This is a genomic window from Anaerostipes sp. CAG:276 (assembly GCF_000432215.1).
GTDB classification, from domain to species: domain Bacteria; phylum Bacillota; class Clostridia; order Lachnospirales; family Lachnospiraceae; genus Anaerostipes; species Anaerostipes caccae.
Genome location: NZ_FR889164.1, coordinates 1 through 17,853 on the forward strand (window position 1 = coordinate 1; position 17,853 = coordinate 17,853).

Here is a 17,853-nt window from a genome sequence, read left to right on the forward strand (position 1 = left end):
GTACCGGTTCGATTCCGGTCAACGGCATATTTCAGGATAAGACTTATATACAGTCAGGGGCAAAACTAAAAACGGGTATACACACATTTTACAGTGCGTATACCCGTTCTTTTTGTGAGTAAATCCTTGCTATCATGCAGGACTGGTTTCCATTTCTTCGGTTTCCTCATCTTTTTCTTTTATATGCCGATTCAGTTTTTTCATCTCCGGAACGACAAAGAGGGCCACGATCACGGCCGATGACATATCTGCGATGGGTCCGGCAAAGAGGATTCCGTTAAGCCCCAAAAAGAGCGGCAGGATCAAAATCAGGGGAACCAGAAGCAGAAGCTGGCGGAGCATAGAGAGGACAGACGCCTTTAGAGGCTGCCCCGTAGCCTGAAAATAGTTTGTGGCCACGATCTGAAATCCGGCGCAGAAAATACCGAACAGATAAATCCTCAGACATTTCTCAGCGAAATTCACAAATGCGGAATTTCCTCCCCCGAATAAATTTACGATCAATCCCGGAAACAGCTGGCATAACAGCCATCCGATCAGTACGGAAACGGTAGCCGCCGCCACCGCATTTTTAAACAGATGTTTGATGCGGCGATATTTTTCTGCCCCGAAATTAAATCCGAAGATCGTCTGGGAGCCGATACCAATGCCGATACAAACAGATGCCAGGATCATGGCAAGCTTCATGACGATCCCCATGGCACTCAATGCCACATCTCCGCCCACGGCACTTTTGTTTCCGTAATATACGAGAGAGTTATTCATCGTAACCTGCATGATGCAGGCTACCAGCTGGGTGATGCCTGAGGAAGTGCCCAGTGCGATCACATTTTTGCAGACAGAGCCATCCAGCTTTAATTCTTTTAGATGCAGTCTCATCTGGCTCCGTTTGCAGAAGTAGAGAAACAGGATCAGTGCGGAGATGATCTGTGATGTAATTGTTGCTATGGCCGCGCCTTTGACACCCCAATGAAAGATAAAAATATAAATTGGATCAAGAATGGTATTCAATATCGCCCCGATCAGGATTCCATACAAGGACAGACGGGGACTGCCGTCTGTCCTTGCCATATTAGAGAGACACGGTCCGATGACACTGAATGGAACACCGATCAGGATGATAGACGCGTAATCCTTTGCGTAGGGCATGATACTCTCTGTTGCTCCGAATAAACGAAGGATCGGTTCCATAAAAATAAAGCCGATCATGGCCAGCACGATTCCGGTGATAATGGAGAGCATAAAGTTATTGTTTAATGTTTTCTCGGCTTCCTCTTCTTTTTTCTGTCCCAGCTTGATTGCCGCATAAGCACTTCCGCCGGACCCGAGCAGAGTGGCGAATGCCATGATGATCGTAATGATAGGAAATGTAACCGTTGTGGCCGCATTTCCAAGGTAACCCACTCCCTGCCCGATGAAAATCTGGTCTACGATATTATAGACAGAGTTTACCAGGACAGAGATCGTGGAAGGTACTGCAAATTGGAGCAGCAGCTTTCCGACCGGCTCATATCCCAATGGATTTTCTTTCTTATTTGTCTGTGTTTCCAAATGATTTCAACCTCCTGTTCTGTATATATGAATATGCATTGTCTGAAATTTTTGTAAGCAGAAGTTCTGCCTGCTGGATTTCTTCTTCCGAAAGATTCTGTAACAATATTTCGTTCCACTGTCCGCGCAGATCAAAAATCATTTGGAGAGCAGGTTCTGCCTCACGTGTTGTGAACAAATGCTGGACTCTCTTATCACAGACATCCGGCTCCCGTCTTAAATATCCCTGATCCTCCATTTTCTTTACCGCTTTTGTAACAGTGCCTTTATCGAAGTGTCCGATCTTGGCCAGTTTCTGCATGCTGATTCCCGGATTTTCATAAATGCACACGAGAAAGAACTGCTGTCCCGGACCGATCTCTGTGTCAGCCAGGGACCAGTCAAAGAATCTCATTCCGTGACGGTGGATAACAGAGATCAGTCTGCTGATTTTTTTCATAAAAGTCTCCTTTTTCGAATAAAGTTGAATACACCAACTATTTTGGGCCAAAAAAATTAGTACTTTGAACATAGATGAATCAAAATACTATCTTAGATAAATATAATATAGCATAAATTAGTTGCATATTCAACTATATGTAAGAATAAAATAGAATATCGGCATGTAATTACCATAAATTACCAGCAACTGATGCGCATCGCTGGTGATAAAATGAGAATATAAGAAGGAGGGAGAGCATGGGATATGGGAAAACAGACAGTAAAAGTACAGACGAACATGATCGCCAAGGTGCATTGGACCTTTCATTGATACCGGAAGATAAGCCCACGGAGAGACTGAACAGACGAATGAAAAAAATATTTGATGAGGCCAGAAAAAAGGAAGCGGCAGAGGAGGATAACAAAGACTTTTGAATACCGGACACGTTGTATTTTATGCCCTTTGGACTTGGCGCGTCCGGCGCAGTAGGGTATAATACTTACTAATATAATAATTTTTATGGAGGAATGTATTATGGAAATTACAAGTCTGCTGCCGGGCGTGAAAATTGTAAAAGAGGACGGAGGAGTAAAAGAAGACGTTTTTATCTCCCAGGGGGACAAAGTTAAGGTGACAACTGTGGATGAAACGGTGACGGGGACTTTCATGCTTGTGGAGTTTGCACGTTACAGTGAAGAAGATGATATTCTCCATATGGTGAGAGATGAAGAAGGATTTGCTGTGCCCTTCGACCAGATCATTGATATTGTAAGAGCAGATTAATCCTCTGCAGGGAAGGCACCAGCAACTGTATGACGCGACCGCTGCAGAACAAAATGTCATAACAAAAGAAATCAGTGTTTCCAAAATTAATAAAAAAAGATGCTCAGCGTTGTGCTGGGCATCTTTTCAGAATGATCAAAGCTATTATGCAAGACAAACGTTGACTGCCTGTAATCCGCGGTTACCCTGAGTTGTCTCAAATGTAACTTTCTGTCCGTCTTCTAAAGATTTAAAACCTTCTGCAGCAATTCCTGAAAAGTGTACGAATACATCTTCTCCTGTGCTTTCGTTTGTGATAAATCCAAATCCTTTAGTGCTGTTAAACCATTTTACTGTACCGTTATTCATGTGGTACCTCCTAATATTTTTATTGTATTTGAAGCAAAAATAAAAAAATCACATATTTTTTGTAAATCATCAAGAAGTGGTAATGATTTACAAAAAATATGTGAAAATCAAAATCTTATCAAAATACTTGTTTATAATAACATGAGGGAATATAATTGTCAAGCAATTCTGAAAAATAATTCACTGTCTCATTTGGGAATTATTCAAGTTCTTAAATAAAAAACTTTAACAGGACAGCAGTGAACAAATACAGACATAAAAAAACGGCTTATTTAAGCCGTTTTTTCAAGAGCGATAGACGGGACTCGAACCCGCGACCTCAACCTTGGCAAGGTTGCGTACTACCAACTGTACTACTATCGCATATTATCTGAAGTTCTTTGCTGAGAACAAAATTTATTCTACAATATCAGGGCAGAGATGTCAACTATATTTTTTACTTTTTACTATTTTTTTGCTGTATGAAAAACAATTAACGGATTGACAAAAAGATAAATATAAGTTAAAATATGGAAATAAGATATCTTATATCAAAATACAGCCAATCACTTCTACATCTATTTCAAGACAACCCCATTTCCATTGATCAGGAGGAACTATGCAGAAATTTGCAATCGAAGACAAGTATTTTGGGCCGCTGCTGCCTTTCATTCAGGACGATATGGTCACCGACGTTAACTGGAACGGAAAAGAGCTGATCGTTGACGACCTGGAGCGGGGCAGGCATACTGTTGCTGGAACAGAGATTTCAGAAAGTTTTATCAGCCAGTTCAGCGCAAGAATAGCCAATGCAGTCTCTGCTCCGTTTAATAAATATGATCCTTTGGTGGAAGCAGAAGTAGATGGACTGAGGATTTCCATTATACATGAAGATGTATGTGCCACCGGGCGGAGTATTTCTATCAGAAAGTCACCGGCACTTGTAAGGCTCAGCGAAGATAAAATTTTTAAAGAGAATTACTGCGGCAGAGAAATCCTGAATTTCCTGAAAAACTGCATTCTGGGACATATGAATATTGTGATTGCAGGTCAGGTAGGCAGCGGCAAAACAGAACTTTTGAAATATCTGACCAGGTTTATTCCGGACATGGAGAGAGTTATCACGATTGAGGACAGCTTAGAGATTCATTACCGGGAGATTAATCCGGGAAAAGACTGTGTGGCCATTGAGGTCAATGAAGATACTTTTGGCTATGTAGATGCCATTAAAGCATCTTTAAGACAGCTGCCTACGTGGATTCTTTTGTCGGAAGCCAGGGGCGAGGAAGTACAGCATTTAATACAGTCCCTTACCACGGGACACTATTCGCTGACAACCGTTCACACAGATGATGTGCGAAGGATACCGGAGAGGATGAAAAATATGGTGGATGATCCTATCGCATCGGAACGTATAGAGAGGGACGTCTATGGATTCGTTGACCTGGGAATCCTGATACGGAAGGAACAGAGTCCGGATGGCAGAATTCGCCGTTACATTGATCAGATTGCCTGTTTCTATTTGGACAAGACCGGACAGAAAACAATACAGTTGATCTTAAAGGACCGGAGGATTATAAATAAAGAACTTCCGGAGAAATTAAAGAAGAAATTTTTGGTCAAAGATCCGTTCCGATGGGAGGGGAGTGAACCATGAGACAACATCATAAACGAACAATTCTGACAACATTTCGGTACATCAAATATACAAATCTAAAAAAAGAGATTCGTGGCTATGGATACTCTTATTCATTTAAAAAATATCTCGCATCTTTACTTTTATCTTTCCTTGGAATTCTTTTAGCAGGAAAATTTTTTCATCTGCAAATACCTTATATCATAGGCCTGGGTCTGGCATATCTGTGTTTTTTTCCGATTATTATCATCCGGCAGTTTAAATATATGTATGAACAGCAGAGATTCAGGGATGTGGTGAATTATTTGGAGCAAATGATGTATTCTTTCAAAAAACAGCCTAAGATCATTGTGGCATTGGAGGAGACAAAACAGCTTTGTGAAGGCCGTATCCTGGAGCTTATCGATGAGGCAGAAAAAGCCATCAGCAGTCCGGGTGCAGTGGACGATTTATACCGGCACGCACTATCCTGTATCGAGCAGGAGTACCGCTGTGACCGGATGAAGATGCTGCATGACTATCTGGTCAAGGTGGAAAATCTGGGCGGTCAGTACCAAAGTACATTAAATATCATATTAGACGATGTGAAAGAATGGACAGAGCGGACATATCTCTTTCAGAAAGAGAGAAAAAGCATGAAATTTAAGATCGTACTATCTCTAACCGCATCTCTGGCAGTCGCGGGGACCACAGTTATGATGCTGGCCAGCGATGAGATGCTTGGAAAGGTGCTCAGGGGACCGCTCTATCAGAGAACGACGTTTTCTCTTTTGGTTTTATTTCTGATGTTATATCTGGGAGCACAAAAACTGCTCACAGGCTCGTGGCTGAAAGATACACTGGATGAAAATCCGGAACAAATCAAAAAAGATTTTAAGACAATGCGGGAGGAAAAGGACGGAAAACAGCCGTGGATCATTACTATACTGAGTTTTCCCGTTTTACTCCTGGGGTTTGACTGGCAGAATCTTTATATTATAGGGGCGGTAACAGCCCTGATAGCCGCAGCGTGGTTCACGCCGTCGTTAAAGAGAAAGAATGCCGGGGGAAGAATTCTAAAAGAGATCAATCAGAAGTTTCCATATTGGCTCAGGGGGATCGCACTGAGCCTTCAGACAGAAAATGTCTATGTTGCGATAAGGGATTCTCTTGATCAGGCACCTTATGTATTAAAGGAACAGATAGAGATACTTCTTCATAACATTGATGAAGATCCCGAATCTATACTGCCGTATCAGAATTTTCTGTCGGAGTTTGATCTGCCGGAAATACAGTCTGCCTCCAGAATGCTGTATTCCCTTACCAACTGTGGGAAAGACGATTCCGAGGCACAGATAAATACCTTGATTCACCGGAATAATGTATTGATGGACAAGGCAGAATGGCTTCAAAATGAGAACGATGTAGCAGGGATAGGAGCATTGACATTTGTGCCCATGATACTGGCAACTTTCAAGATGATCATGGACCTGGGCTTGATTTTTGGAAGTTTCTTTACGCTTTGGACGAAGCTTTCGTAATAGACAGGAGGATATATGCAGGATTTTTTTGAGGAACTGGGAGCGGTTTTATTTTTGCTGCTTACAGGCATTGGTATTTGTGCAGTCTACATTCATTTTGTTCAGCTGATCAGCTGAAAGGAGGTGACACCTATGAAGACAATCATTGACGAATACGGCAGCATCATCTTGTGTGTGATCGCGGGAACCGCGGTGCTTGCGTTTCTGGGAGTACTATTATCTGCTGCTGCCCGGTTTGGAACGGCCTTTTTTGACTCTATCAGCTGCGCATTGTGTTAGGAGGATGAGGTGAAGCAGACCATTGAGAATTACGGAAGGATTATTGTGTTATTAGCAGCAGCTTTTGGAGCAGTTTTCCTCATACGAAATACAGTCTATTCACAGCTGAAAGCAAACGGCGTGATACAGGATACCAATCATATCTCATCCAATGAATTTTTTCAAAAGCAGGGCAGACCAAAGTTGTCTGGAGTCCGCGGGGAAGACGGTACGGCAAGAAGACTTGTCATTAGAAAAGAAGAAAAGCTGATTCCGAGAAAGCTTGTAAAGGCAGAGGATAAAAAAGACGGTGACTTGACAGAAAAAATCAAGATTTTTGTTGTCACGAATGAGGGAGGGAAAGAAGTGAGATCTCTGTTTGAGTCAGAATATCTGGATACGAGTCATGATAAAGAATTCATTCTTTTATATACGGTTAAAAACTCCATAGGGTTAGTTTCGGAAGGAAGAATTAAGATACTGGTAAAGAATTATGGTGAAAATCACAGTGAATGAAGATGTGAAGCGGTTCCTTATATATTATACAATTTACAGAATCTGCGGACAGCTGTGCAGCCTGATCGGAATTCCCGGTCTGTATCCAAATCTGATCAGCGGCCTGTGCCTGATCCTTCTTTGCAGCCCCTTTTTGGCAAAGGATCAAAAGAAAGGATTCATAGTCCGCAGAGAGCTGATCTTATTTACAATATCTTTCTTTTTCCTCACGCAGTACATCTCTGTTTATCTAACTGATATTTTTCATAACAGCAAATTTATAATGAATCAAGAGGCTGAGAAAAGCCCGATCTTAGTAAACGCAGCTGCGGCAGGGATTGTTGGACCGGCAGCCGAGGAACTTTTATTCCGCAGATTCTTGTATGAAGGACTAAAACCAATTGGAAAAGTAAAGTCGTCTCTGATTTCCAGCGTTATTTTTGGGCTGTGTCACAGACAGGTGATCCAGGGAATCTATGCATCACTGTGGGGGAATGTCTTTTGTTTTGTGTATGAAAAACATCAAAGCTTAAAAGCACCTTTTTTAGTACATATGATCAGCAATATGCTGTCTTTTTCACCGATTCTTTGGATCAGTCTGAATCATGTTTGTTTTACCGTCTGTATTACTTTTATTTCCGCATGGATCGTCTGCCTGGCGATTAAGAAGAAAGGGGAATGTTTATGAAGATGCCTGTCGAATTAGTCGTCAGTGTGATTCTGCTCTGCCTCGGTGCCTTTATAATGGCTTCATATAACGGAGCGGCACTGGAGGAGGCCGGAGCGAGAGCTGTTCATGAGGATATGATAGGGAGAATTGAGGCCAGTGGTTTTGACCCTTTGACTATTAAAGAGTGTGAAAAAGAGGCGTCTGAAAAAGGATACAGTCTTTCCATAAAAAATGACGGCTTTTATGATGATAAGCCAAAGTATAAAGTAGTGCTGGCTTATCATCTGAGGATAAAACTGCTGGGAATTGCCAGCCGGCAGGAGATTGAAGGGTATGCATTATGAGGAGGATAAAAAATGAAGCTGGCTGTAGAGACATTTGTATGCTGTTTTATTATAGCCGCAGGAATGTTTTTAAATGTCGTTTATTGTGCCAATACGAAGGTTGTCTCCAACGCAAAGCAGTACCAGTCGGCCGCAGTCCATAAGATGGATGCGGCAGGTTTTTCAAAAGCAGTGGTGGAGCAGTGCCGGAAGGAGGCAAAGGAGGACGGGTATGTTTCTTTGGATGTATTAAAGGAACAGGCTGATGAGAACAGGGCCCGCTCTCTTGTAACATTGAAGTATAAATTATATGTACCTCTGCTGCGGATAGAAAAGGTTTGTCAGATCAGAAGCTATGCGAACAGTGTAACAGAGGATGAAGAATGACTGAAAGGAGTTATTTATGAAAAGTTTTTTAGAAGATTATGGATTGATTATTGTAGCGGTGATTGTAGTGCTGGCTTTATGTGTTTTTGCCAAAGGTACTTTTGTGACGCAGTTTCAAAAAGCGCTGACGGATACCATTTCAACATTTTTTGAGAAGTCAGGTGCAAACAGTTCGTTTATTCTGCTGGGATGACATGGCGGGGCATAAAGCAGAGGAGGAGCCATTATGAAAGGGGCAGTCACAGGAATTATTTTACTTGTCATCTTAATCTACTCTGTGTTTATAACACAAAATATTGCAGGCCTCACAACCAGAAAAACAGAACTTACGATGGATGTCTCCAATGCGGTTGAACAGACTTTGGACAATATGAAGGAGGAACAGTATGAATCCAGAGAGCAGATGGCAGAGGCATTTGTCCGGGATTTAAAGACACAGATTACATCAGATGCCCACATAGAAGTGGAGATTATCGGAGCCGACCATATCCACGGCCTGCTGGACGTCAATGTCCGTGAGACCTTCCTTACTTCAGACGGAAAGAAAAAAACGATCGAGGTCAGAAAAACAGCAGTGCTGGAACAGTTTCAGGAAGAAGCATAAGGGGGCATGTCAGAATGAAAAAATGGGGAAAAAGAATCATTTCCGGTGTGATTGCAGCAAGCCTGCTGACGGCAGCTGCGATATCGGGATCAGAACAGGGCACAGGCACAGTGGCTTCGGTCGTTCAGGCCGGCACAGAGACGAGCTTTATGGGAAAACTGCTTGAGGGTGGATACATCGATGTATTCACCTCCTGGACTCAAGAAGAACAGAATAAATTTTATGACGGGTTAAGTCCTCAGCAGCAGTCTGTGTTTTTGGAAGTGACAAACTGTCAGATTACAAGGGAACTTATAAAAAGCGAACGGTCAAAGGAGGAGCTGGAACAATTTTTTGACCGGCTGCAGCCTTATTTTTTGATACTGAAGAAGGGAAATCAGGAGAAGCCGGATGATGAGATCGTCATAGAGTGTATAAATCAGATTGAGGGAACAGATTATCATTCTTCAGAGCAATATATAAAGCAGCTGGTTTCAGAAAAAAAGGATCATTATCTGGAATTTTACGACGCCCTGAAACTGGTGAAGGACGGGAAACTGGAAATTGAGAGCGCAGTGGATGATTTCTATAAAGAACTTGGCTTTCTCAAGAAAGATAGGGTTCCAGCAAACTCAGCAGAAGTATCCCGGCAGCCAGTCCAGGTACAGAAAAAAGCGGCGGCAAAAGCTGTTTCAGACAGATATTCCAACTTTAAAGCCGTGAGTTCTTTGAAAGCTTTGAAAGATGCTGTGGCTTCCGTAAAGAAAGGTGAGAAAATAGCCGTCCGTGTGGACAAGGGTTTTAATGTGACATCAGTGATCAGGACAAACGGCCGGCATGTGAAGATTTACGCGGACGGTGAGAGCGGACATAATCTCAACAGGACTGCAGGATATAAAGATGTCATGTTGGAAGTAAATGGAGGATCACTCACATTAGGGGCTTATGACGGAGATGGAAGAGCAAAAAATAATCTGTACATCAACGGAAAAAATATCGCTGCGTCAGCTCCTTTGATAGAAGTTACATCAGGGCACCTGTATCTAAATAAATACAGCCGTATCATAGACGGATATTTTTTGGCGGACTTTGCGGGAGGGGCAGGAATTGCACTGAATTCCGGTACATCCTGTTATATGTTCGGCGGCAGGATCGACAACTGCCGGGCAAAGAGCAGCAAAGACGTATCTTCCAGTTCACCGAAATCTTCTCACGGAGGAGGTGTCCTGGTCGGCAATGGTTCTTCTTTTTACATGTTTGCGGGATCAATAGAACACTGTCAGGCGATTCATGGCGGAGGCATTATGAACTATGGAACCCTGAGGCTGTACGGAGGTGCGATTTCAGACTGTGCAGCGTCCAACCAAAAGAAGGATGCTCTCGGAGGAGCGGTTAAAGTGCAGGGAGCGATCGAAACGAATGGAAAAGTAAGCTCTACAAAAGGTGACTTGGGCGTCTGGAAGTACACGAGATCCGCTGCATGGATTGTGAATGGAAAAGATGGATATCAGCAGGGAACCACCACGGGTGTGGTATTAAAAAACAATCAGGCAGATGCAGGCGGAGCCATATGTTTGAATAACGGTTCAAACGGAGCCATCCAAGACTGTAATATTAATGGAAATCACAGCACCGGAAACGGAGCAGGCATCTGTCTGTCAAACGGCAGTTATAAAAAGGGCGCCGCTTTGGAACTAAAGACGGGAGCCGTGATTCACGGAAATGAAAGCAAAGGTTATGGAGGAGGTATTTACTGTGCAGATTCTGTGAAAGGCTCTTTAAGCGGAGGAACTATGTATGATAACTCGGCAAAATATGGCGCAGGCATCTATCACGAGGCAGAATTCCGCATGAGTGGAGGAACTGTAAGAAGTAATCATTCCGGCAATTCCGGGGGCGGAATCTATGCAAAGGGAAAACTTTCTATGACCGGAGGGGAGATATCTGCCAATACAGCCGCCACATACGGGGGAGGAGCCATTTTAAAAACTGTAGGAGGTTCTGTAAGCAGAGGAAGTATCAAAGGCAATTCCGCCTCTGCCAATGGTGGGGGACTTCAGATAGACGGAACAGTCTCACTTTCAAACGCATCGGTAAGTTCTAACAGCGCTTCCGGGAAGGGCGGAGGTATCTCAGTAAGTTCATCCGGCACATGTAATTTAAGCAGCGGCAATGTCAGCGGAAACACCGCAAAGGCGGGAGGCGGGGGTATTTACATTGACGGCACCTGCAAGGCAAACGGGAGCAGCTTTACTGGAAATCAATCCTCCGGAGACGGAGGAGCTGTTTACATAGCCAGCGGTACTTTTACAACGTTTCAGGCGAATCAGGCAGTAAACATCCAGGGAAACAGTGCGTCCGGAAATGGCTCAGGTATTTATAACAGAAATATTACGGTTCTGAACAACAACGCCCATATCTTGAACAATCAGTGCAAAAATGGTACACAACGGGGTATTTTTCATGAAGGAAGTCTGTTTTCAATAGAAGGAAATACGGAGATACAACAGGAAATTTATCTTGCAAAGGACCGGTTTGTTACGGCTTCCAACCGATACTTTTCCAACAGCAATTCATTGAAGGCCAAAATTTCTCTGGATACTGCCAATATACGAAACGGCTATGCGGTAGTAAAAGGGAATGTATCAAATTCTGCGGACGGTAATTACAAGACAGGAGAGGCATTGCTGAATAATCAGTCTGCGGGCGGAAGATTTGTGTATGCAGGGAGCGGATATGTCATGAGACCGGGAAATTTAAAGAAATCATCTTCTGGCTGTGCTCCATTCAGCATTGTTCTGAGTCAGGCATATCAGATTCGCTATGATAAAAATTCAAAAGAGGAGGTCATGAACATGCCGACGGCAGCAGTTAAGTATTGGGAGGAGGATATAAAGCTGTCGGCGCTGACACCTACCGGTGGATCGGGCGCGTTTGTAGCATGGAATACGAAAGCAGATGGGACAGGAGACGGGTATCAGCCGGGGAATGTTTATACGGCAAATGCGGATGCGACTCTTTTTGCACTGTGGCCCCATTACAGGGTGGAATATCTGCCTGGAATTCGGAGTGCCGCTGGCACGACGGACAGCCAGGAACAAAACAAATCTGAGGATATACTACTGAGAAAAAACGGGTTCCGGTCATCAGAAGGGAAGTTTGTAGGCTGGAAACAGGATATCAGCAGTGCCCGCAAAAGAATGGAATTAGAACCGGTGGGATATAAAGAATTAAAAGAAGAGCGGGAAAAGGGTAAATTAAATCATATATTAGACTTTGCAGAAAGCTATAAAAAAGTCAATTCATCTGAAAATTTGGATAATATAAATAGCTTATTGGATGTTGAAGATATATTTTTTATGGAAGGCCAATGGGACAGTAAACCAGATATTATTCTGAACGATAAAAAGACTTTTTTAGAGAATGAAAAAATAAAGAAGAATGATTTATTAAAAGTTGTAAAGGGTTGTTATGATGAAGAAGATGGAGAATTGACAAAAAAAGTACAGATTATAAAACTAGATTACACAAAAAGTATGAAAGGATACCGGCCGGAAACCCAAAATTTTTCTGGAGGAATGAATGATACAGATGTAATGGACACTTATTTTATGAAGCTTGAAAAAGATGAGACAGTAGAAGTCAAAGTTACTTTTCAAGCTGAAGACAGCGTTGGAAATGTTGCAGAAAAAGAAGGCACGGTATGTGTAACTTATAACAATCCTCCCAAATTACATTCACAGAATCTTGCATTTTATCAAAAAGATATAGACAACAATCCACAGACCATTCTTAAAGAAATATTTGAAAACTATCAGGTAGAAGACATAGAAGATGACAAAAAAGGCCTGAAAGTACCAGTGTCTGTTATTGATCCAATACCGCTGCAAATTGAAAAGTTAAATTCGGTAGGTGAGCATAAAATTGTTTATCAGGCAATAGATTCTTTGGGGAAGAAAACAAAACTTGATTCGATAGTATATATCGCCGAGAACAATCCTTTTAAAGACTCATATAAATATAATGTAAGATTTATAAATAAGAAATATTTGTATACCTTGAAAGAGTCGAGCAAATGGAAGAAAAATGAGGAATTAAATGCTCAGCTCACAAGTCAGCTGGAAAAAACAAAGGAAGATGCTGAGTTAAAATATGAATTTGAAATAAAGAAATAAATATACAGGGAATGGCGAAAGTCGTTCCCTGTATATTTCAAATTAATACATGGAATTTTTTACTTATTTTTCTATAATATATTTATGAGAGAAAAGATACTAAAAACCATCATTATATTAATCATGTGGAGATGTTATGAAAAAAGAGGTTAAAATTATATTAGTATCTTGTTTATTTGTAATAGTGAATTTTAGCATTAGAAGCGGAACGACAATTCATGGGGAAAGTTTTATTGGGCAGACTTTTAAAGCTGGCAGTTTTTCATATGAAGTTATTTCAAAAAATGAAGTTTTGGTCTATAAGTATGACCATCAGGAGCCGGATACAATGGAAGTGGTTTCATCGGTGGAATACCAAGGGAAAAAGTACAATGTTACAAAGTTTCATTATGATCATTCGGATGCGATAACTAAGAAGATAATAATTCCAAGTGGTGTAAAAGAAGTGATTATAAATCCTGACGGAGTACCCGGCTATAAATATCCAAATCTGGAGGAACTCATTTTCCCAGATACTTTGGAGTACATCAACCCCGGCTTTTCTTTTACTATGACGAATTTAAACTCCATCCAGCTGTCCGATAAAAACAAATATTATAAAGTGGAAGATAATGTTCTGTTCAGCAAGAATGGTACTGACCTGATTGCCTTTCCAAGCGGAGATGACAGGATATCTTACCGCATTCCGAATGGCGTCCGGACAATAAAGAAAGAAGCCTTTGCGTCCAATCAAAATTTACAGGATGTTTTAATTCCTGTTTCTTTAACAGAGTTAGAGCCGTGGACATTTGCCGGTTCCCACATTCAGCGATTAGATCTTTCCCATGTAAAAAAGGCTGGGAGAGGAACGTTTGAATTCTGCCATAACTTAAAAGAAATAAAACTGGGAAGAGAAACTGTTCTAAATGGAGGGCAGTTTTATGAAAACCGTTCACTGAAAGATATTTCCGTGGAGGAAGGAAATCCGAAGCTATGGTCAGAAGACGGTGTGCTGTACGGCCGTTCCGGTGATGATAAGACATTGGTCTGTTATCCATCGGCAAAAGAAGAATTAAGCTATGCTGTTTCTCCCGGTACTAACTGCATTGAAGACAGCGCATTTCATATGTGCCGTCTGGATCAGGTGTTCCTGCCGCCGAGTGTACAGAAGATCAGTAGTTCTGCATTTAATTATGGAAACGACGGGAAAGCTGAAAAGCCAATCCAAATTTATTTGTGCGGGGACAGGCTGCCGGAGATAGAGAAGGCAGCTTTTACCGATTTAGCTTCCGGAAGTGTAATCTATTTAAAAAACCAGGAACTGAAAAATCAGTTTGACTTAGGAAATCAGAAAAACCGGTATATTGATCAGCAGGATAAAGAGTCAGTGATCCAAGTCTCAGGCATGGAGCAGCAGCCGGCTGAAGATATCATATTGGATAGTGAGTCGGTTTCTCTGGACATGGGGAAGGATGGAAGACAGGTAAGCCGTTTGCTGGAAATTTCGCTGTTTCCTCTTTCATCCACGGATAAGATCATAGTTTCGGGAAGTGACCATAGAATTTTAACGGTAAGCGATCTAGGGAGGATTACTGCAGTATCACCGGGGACTGCTTTGGTTACAGTAAAGGCAGGGGACGTAAAAAAAGAGTGCCGCGTGACTGTGTATGGCCCTCTGGGGAATTCAGATGATATCCCAATGCAGTTTTATATAGGGGCAGAAATACGCCCGGAACCGGTTGTGAGAAATCATAACGGCCAGGTGCTGAAGCGTGGAAATGATTATACAGTGGAGTATAAAAACAATAAAAATCCCGGCAGGGCAGAAGTGCTGATAGAAGGTATCGGCTGCTTTCAGGGTAGTATAAAGACATCTTTTGATATACGGATCAGGGGGAATGATGTTTCCGGAGCAGAGGTTGTCTATCCGCAAAGGTATTACTATTATGAGGGAAAACCAGTTACGCCGAAACCATCGGTGAGCCTGAACGGAAGACATCTGGAAGAAGGGAGAGACTACTGCATAGAGTACATGGGGAACAATGGTATCGGCTTTGGCTGTGCCTGTCTGACCGGGATCAATGATTACTATGGTCAGAATTTTTCTTATTACCAGATCATACGGAGAAAAGACAACAATAAAAAATACGAAAAAATCAGCTTTGTCTCTCAGCCCAAAAACAGTGTATATACCGGAAAATCAATCTTCAGGACGGTCAGAGTAAAAAGCGGCAACCGGGTTTTAAAGTTAAACAAAGATTATACGGTGAAGTATACTGCAAATAAAAATTGCGGAAAAGCCAGGATGGAAGTCATAGGAAAAGGGGGTTATACAGGAAAGATCAAAAGGTATTTTGTAATTGTTCCAAAGAAAGCGCGGATCGGGAAGATAAAAGCCGGGAAAAAGAAGGTAAAAGTTTATATCAGGAAAAGTCCCGGCAAGCCAAGCGGTTATCAAATCTGCTGGTCAGCAGGAAAAAAGTTTTCTAAATCAAAGTCTGTATTTACCGCCGGAACAGTGCGTTGGATGAGAAGACTGAAACGAAAAAAATATTACTGCATAAAGGTACGGGCATATAAGACGATAAATGGAAAGAAATATTTTGGAAGTTACAGCGGGATAAAAAGAGTGAAGATAAAATAAAACAGGACTTATCCCGGAATTTCCCGGAAAACGAATGAAAGTAATGCTGCGTCTTGATATAATAGAAAAGGTACCAGTTATATAAAGAGAAAGGGATGGAGCATATGAGAGCCTTTGATAAATGGCGGTTTCGGGTAAAGCCTCAAAAGATCATTTTTTTAGATATCGACGGTGTGCTGAACTCTATGGAACTGTTTGATAAACTGGAAGAAAGAGACATGGAGCCGTTCATGGGCATCGATGTGGATGAAGATAATTTAGAACAGCTGAGATATATCGTGGAGAAGACGGGGGCACAGATTGTCCTGTCGTCAAGCTGGCGCCATGCGTGGCATGAAAAAGGGCCGATGATCAGGGTAGGGAGAGCATTGGATCAGGCCATGGCTTCCTATGGCCTGAAGATTATATCAAAAACGAAACATCTCCATAAAGGAAACCGTTCGCTGGAAGTAAAAGACTGGATGCGCGGGAAACGCATCCGGTCTTTCGTGATTCTTGATGATACGGATTATGATTGGGAAGAGTACAGCCTGGGAGAACACTGGGTCCGCACAAGCTTCATGGAAGGCGGGCTTACCAGAGAGCTGGCCGGAAAGGCAGTGGATATTTTAAATCAAAGTTCTTAATCCAGGATGATCCCTTCGGTAGAAATGGTGATAACATTGAGCGGAATGGATTTTTTGCTCTGTTCAAGGGCAGTGCGCACCGCATATTCCAGTCCTCCGCAGCAGGGGACTTCCATCCGGGTGACGGTGATGCTCTTTAAATTGTTTTGGCGGATGATCTCTGTCAGCTTTTCTGAGTAGTCCACGGGGTCCAGTTTTGGACAGCCGACTAAGGTGACTTTCTGTTTCATAAACTGTTCGTGAAAGTTTCCGTGTGCGAATGCGGTACAGTCGGCGGCAACCAAAAGGTGGGCGTTGTCAAAGTACGGGGCGTTCACAGGCACCAGCTGGATCTGAACCGGCCATTGGCGCAGCGCACTCATATTATTCTTTCTCTGGTTTTCAAGAACTGCCGCTTTGTTGTAGTCCGGGGCCTCCCTGTCTTCAAAGGAGATGGCGCCGGTCGGACACATTGGAAGGCAGTTTCCGAGTCCGTCGCAGTAATCATCCCGGATCAGTTTTGCTTTTCCGCCGATCATCTGAATGGCACCTTCGTGGCAGGCAGAAGCGCAGAGACCGCATCCATTACATTTTTCCTCATCTATTTTAATTATTTGTCGTATCATTTTTAATTTCCTCCTTGAGTTTGTAATCTCATCATACTATAATGAGCACGAGTTGTCTGTTGAAAAATCAACATATTTAGAGGAGAGTTGTAAAATGGAGCAAATATTATCTCATTGTCCCCTGTTCCGAGGAATAAAAGAGGAGGACTTAGAGGGGATGCTGGGCTGTCTGTCAGCCAGAAAAGAAACGTATGCTTCCAGGGATACTATTTGTCTGAATGGAGACAGGATGGATGAAGTGGGGATTATCGTGGAAGGAGAAGTCCTGATTGTCAGAGATGATTTTGAGGGGAGGAGAGCGATTCTTGCCCATATTGGGCCGGGTGATGTGTTCGGAGAGACCTATGGCTGTCTTCCGGATGCGGAGCTACCTGTATCGGTTGAATGTGCCAGAGATTGTACGGTGTTGTTCTTGAATTACCATAAGGTACTGACGACCTGCGACGCCAGCTGTGCGTTTCACCAGAGGCTGATTGAAAATATGGTTGTGCTTTTGGCTGAAAAGAATGTACGTTTGAATCAAAAGCTGGAGTGTCTTGAAAAAAGGACTACAAGGGAAAAGATTCTTGCATATATAAACCAGGAACAGGAGAAGCAGAAAACATCCCGGATTAAGCTTCCTTTTTCTAAAAAAGATCTGGCCGATTATCTGTGTGTGGACAGGAGCGGTATGATGGTGGAGCTGAGAAAACTCCAGACGGAAGGTGTTTTGTCTGTTGAGAAAAATATCATTGCGGTTGAAAAGAGACAGGATAATTCCGCAGGGTGACAAAAAATCTAAAAAAGTTCTTGATTTGGGCTTTATGATATGGTAAAGTATAGAAGTCGCAGAAATGAGACATGCCCAGATAGCTCAGTCGGTAGAGCAGA

19 protein-coding genes and 1 tRNA gene are annotated in these 17,853 nt (G+C 42.4%); 15 read left to right on the top strand and 5 right to left on the bottom strand.

Annotation, left to right across the window (positions count from 1 at the left end; translation table 11 throughout):
• Positions 1-132 precede the first annotated feature (132 nt).
• Positions 133-1,551, bottom strand: coding sequence for an MATE family efflux transporter (locus QVP35_RS00140; protein ID WP_009289310.1), 1,419 nt, complete (start codon positions 1,549-1,551; stop codon positions 133-135).
• On the bottom strand, positions 1,532-1,990 hold the full coding sequence (locus tag QVP35_RS00145) for a MarR family winged helix-turn-helix transcriptional regulator (protein ID WP_022260654.1): 459 nt from the start codon (positions 1,988-1,990) through the stop codon (positions 1,532-1,534). Before QVP35_RS00145 ends, QVP35_RS00140 begins: the two co-directional genes overlap by 20 nt.
• Before the next feature lie 239 nt (positions 1,991-2,229).
• Here QVP35_RS00145 and QVP35_RS00150 point away from each other — a divergent pair, with 239 nt between their 5' ends.
• On the top strand, positions 2,230-2,406 hold the full coding sequence (locus tag QVP35_RS00150; protein WP_009289308.1) for a hypothetical protein: 177 nt from the start codon (positions 2,230-2,232) through the stop codon (positions 2,404-2,406).
• A 100-nt stretch (positions 2,407-2,506) separates the two neighbouring features.
• A complete protein-coding gene (locus tag QVP35_RS00155) occupies positions 2,507-2,755 on the top strand; it encodes a hypothetical protein (RefSeq protein ID WP_009289307.1) in 249 nt (82 codons plus the stop codon).
• Positions 2,756-2,899: 144 nt separating this feature from the next.
• Here the strand turns inward: QVP35_RS00155 and QVP35_RS00160 are convergent, their stop codons facing one another.
• A complete protein-coding gene (locus tag QVP35_RS00160; protein ID WP_022260655.1) occupies positions 2,900-3,103 on the bottom strand; it encodes a cold-shock protein in 204 nt (67 codons plus the stop codon).
• 290 nt (positions 3,104-3,393) lie between these two features.
• Positions 3,394-3,466 (bottom strand) — tRNA-Gly (locus QVP35_RS00165).
• A gap of 235 nt (positions 3,467-3,701) precedes the next feature.
• Between QVP35_RS00165 and QVP35_RS00170 the strand changes: the two genes are divergently transcribed.
• The 12 genes from QVP35_RS00170 (at position 3,702) to QVP35_RS00225 (ending at position 16,378) form a co-directional block, all read left to right on the top strand.
• A complete protein-coding gene (locus QVP35_RS00170; protein ID WP_009289305.1) occupies positions 3,702-4,739 on the top strand; it encodes a CpaF/VirB11 family protein in 1,038 nt (345 codons plus the stop codon).
• Positions 4,736-6,238 carry a hypothetical protein gene (locus QVP35_RS00175; RefSeq protein ID WP_022260656.1) on the top strand — a complete coding sequence of 501 codons (1,503 nt, stop codon included), beginning with the start codon at positions 4,736-4,738 and terminating at the stop codon, positions 6,236-6,238. The genes QVP35_RS00170 and QVP35_RS00175 overlap by 4 nt, the downstream gene beginning before the upstream one ends.
• A 132-nt stretch (positions 6,239-6,370) precedes the next feature.
• Positions 6,371-6,517, top strand: coding sequence for a hypothetical protein (locus tag QVP35_RS00180; RefSeq protein ID WP_006567517.1), 147 nt, complete (start codon positions 6,371-6,373; stop codon positions 6,515-6,517).
• Positions 6,518-6,526: 9 nt separating this feature from the next.
• On the top strand, positions 6,527-7,012 hold the full coding sequence (locus QVP35_RS00185; RefSeq protein WP_009289302.1) for a hypothetical protein: 486 nt from the start codon (positions 6,527-6,529) through the stop codon (positions 7,010-7,012).
• Positions 6,990-7,679: a CPBP family intramembrane glutamic endopeptidase gene (locus QVP35_RS00190; protein WP_022260658.1), complete on the top strand. Its 690-nt coding sequence runs from the start codon at positions 6,990-6,992 to the stop codon at positions 7,677-7,679. The genes QVP35_RS00185 and QVP35_RS00190 overlap by 23 nt, the downstream gene beginning before the upstream one ends.
• Entirely contained in the window at positions 7,676-8,005 is a 330-nt protein-coding gene (locus QVP35_RS00195) for a hypothetical protein (RefSeq protein ID WP_009289300.1), read from the top strand. The genes QVP35_RS00190 and QVP35_RS00195 overlap by 4 nt, the downstream gene beginning before the upstream one ends.
• 12 nt (positions 8,006-8,017) lie before the next feature.
• A complete protein-coding gene (locus tag QVP35_RS00200; protein WP_006567513.1) occupies positions 8,018-8,371 on the top strand; it encodes a hypothetical protein in 354 nt (117 codons plus the stop codon).
• A 16-nt stretch (positions 8,372-8,387) separates the two neighbouring features.
• Positions 8,388-8,564 carry a hypothetical protein gene (locus QVP35_RS00205; RefSeq protein ID WP_006567512.1) on the top strand — a complete coding sequence of 59 codons (177 nt, stop codon included), beginning with the start codon at positions 8,388-8,390 and terminating at the stop codon, positions 8,562-8,564.
• Between the two features lie 33 nt (positions 8,565-8,597).
• Positions 8,598-8,975 (top strand): hypothetical protein, encoded by a 378-nt coding sequence (locus QVP35_RS00210; protein ID WP_009289299.1) that lies wholly within the window; start codon positions 8,598-8,600, stop codon positions 8,973-8,975.
• A gap of 14 nt (positions 8,976-8,989) precedes the next feature.
• A complete protein-coding gene (locus tag QVP35_RS00215; RefSeq protein ID WP_022260659.1) occupies positions 8,990-13,129 on the top strand; it encodes a right-handed parallel beta-helix repeat-containing protein in 4,140 nt (1,379 codons plus the stop codon).
• Between the two features lie 136 nt (positions 13,130-13,265).
• Positions 13,266-15,752 carry a leucine-rich repeat protein gene (locus QVP35_RS00220; RefSeq protein WP_022260660.1) on the top strand — a complete coding sequence of 829 codons (2,487 nt, stop codon included), beginning with the start codon at positions 13,266-13,268 and terminating at the stop codon, positions 15,750-15,752.
• Positions 15,753-15,847: 95 nt separating this feature from the next.
• Complete coding sequence (locus tag QVP35_RS00225; RefSeq protein ID WP_118475058.1) at positions 15,848-16,378, top strand: HAD domain-containing protein; 531 nt, start codon at positions 15,848-15,850, stop codon at positions 16,376-16,378.
• On the opposite strand, the gene QVP35_RS00230 is transcribed toward QVP35_RS00225, so the two are convergent.
• Entirely contained in the window at positions 16,375-16,983 is a 609-nt protein-coding gene (locus QVP35_RS00230) for an ATP-binding protein (RefSeq protein ID WP_009289293.1), read from the bottom strand. The genes QVP35_RS00225 and QVP35_RS00230 overlap by 4 nt on opposite strands.
• Positions 16,984-17,077: 94 nt before the next feature.
• On the opposite strand from QVP35_RS00230, the gene QVP35_RS00235 reads away from it, so the two are divergent.
• Positions 17,078-17,752 carry a Crp/Fnr family transcriptional regulator gene (locus tag QVP35_RS00235; protein ID WP_009289292.1) on the top strand — a complete coding sequence of 225 codons (675 nt, stop codon included), beginning with the start codon at positions 17,078-17,080 and terminating at the stop codon, positions 17,750-17,752.
• The last annotated feature ends 101 nt before the right edge of the window (positions 17,753-17,853 follow it).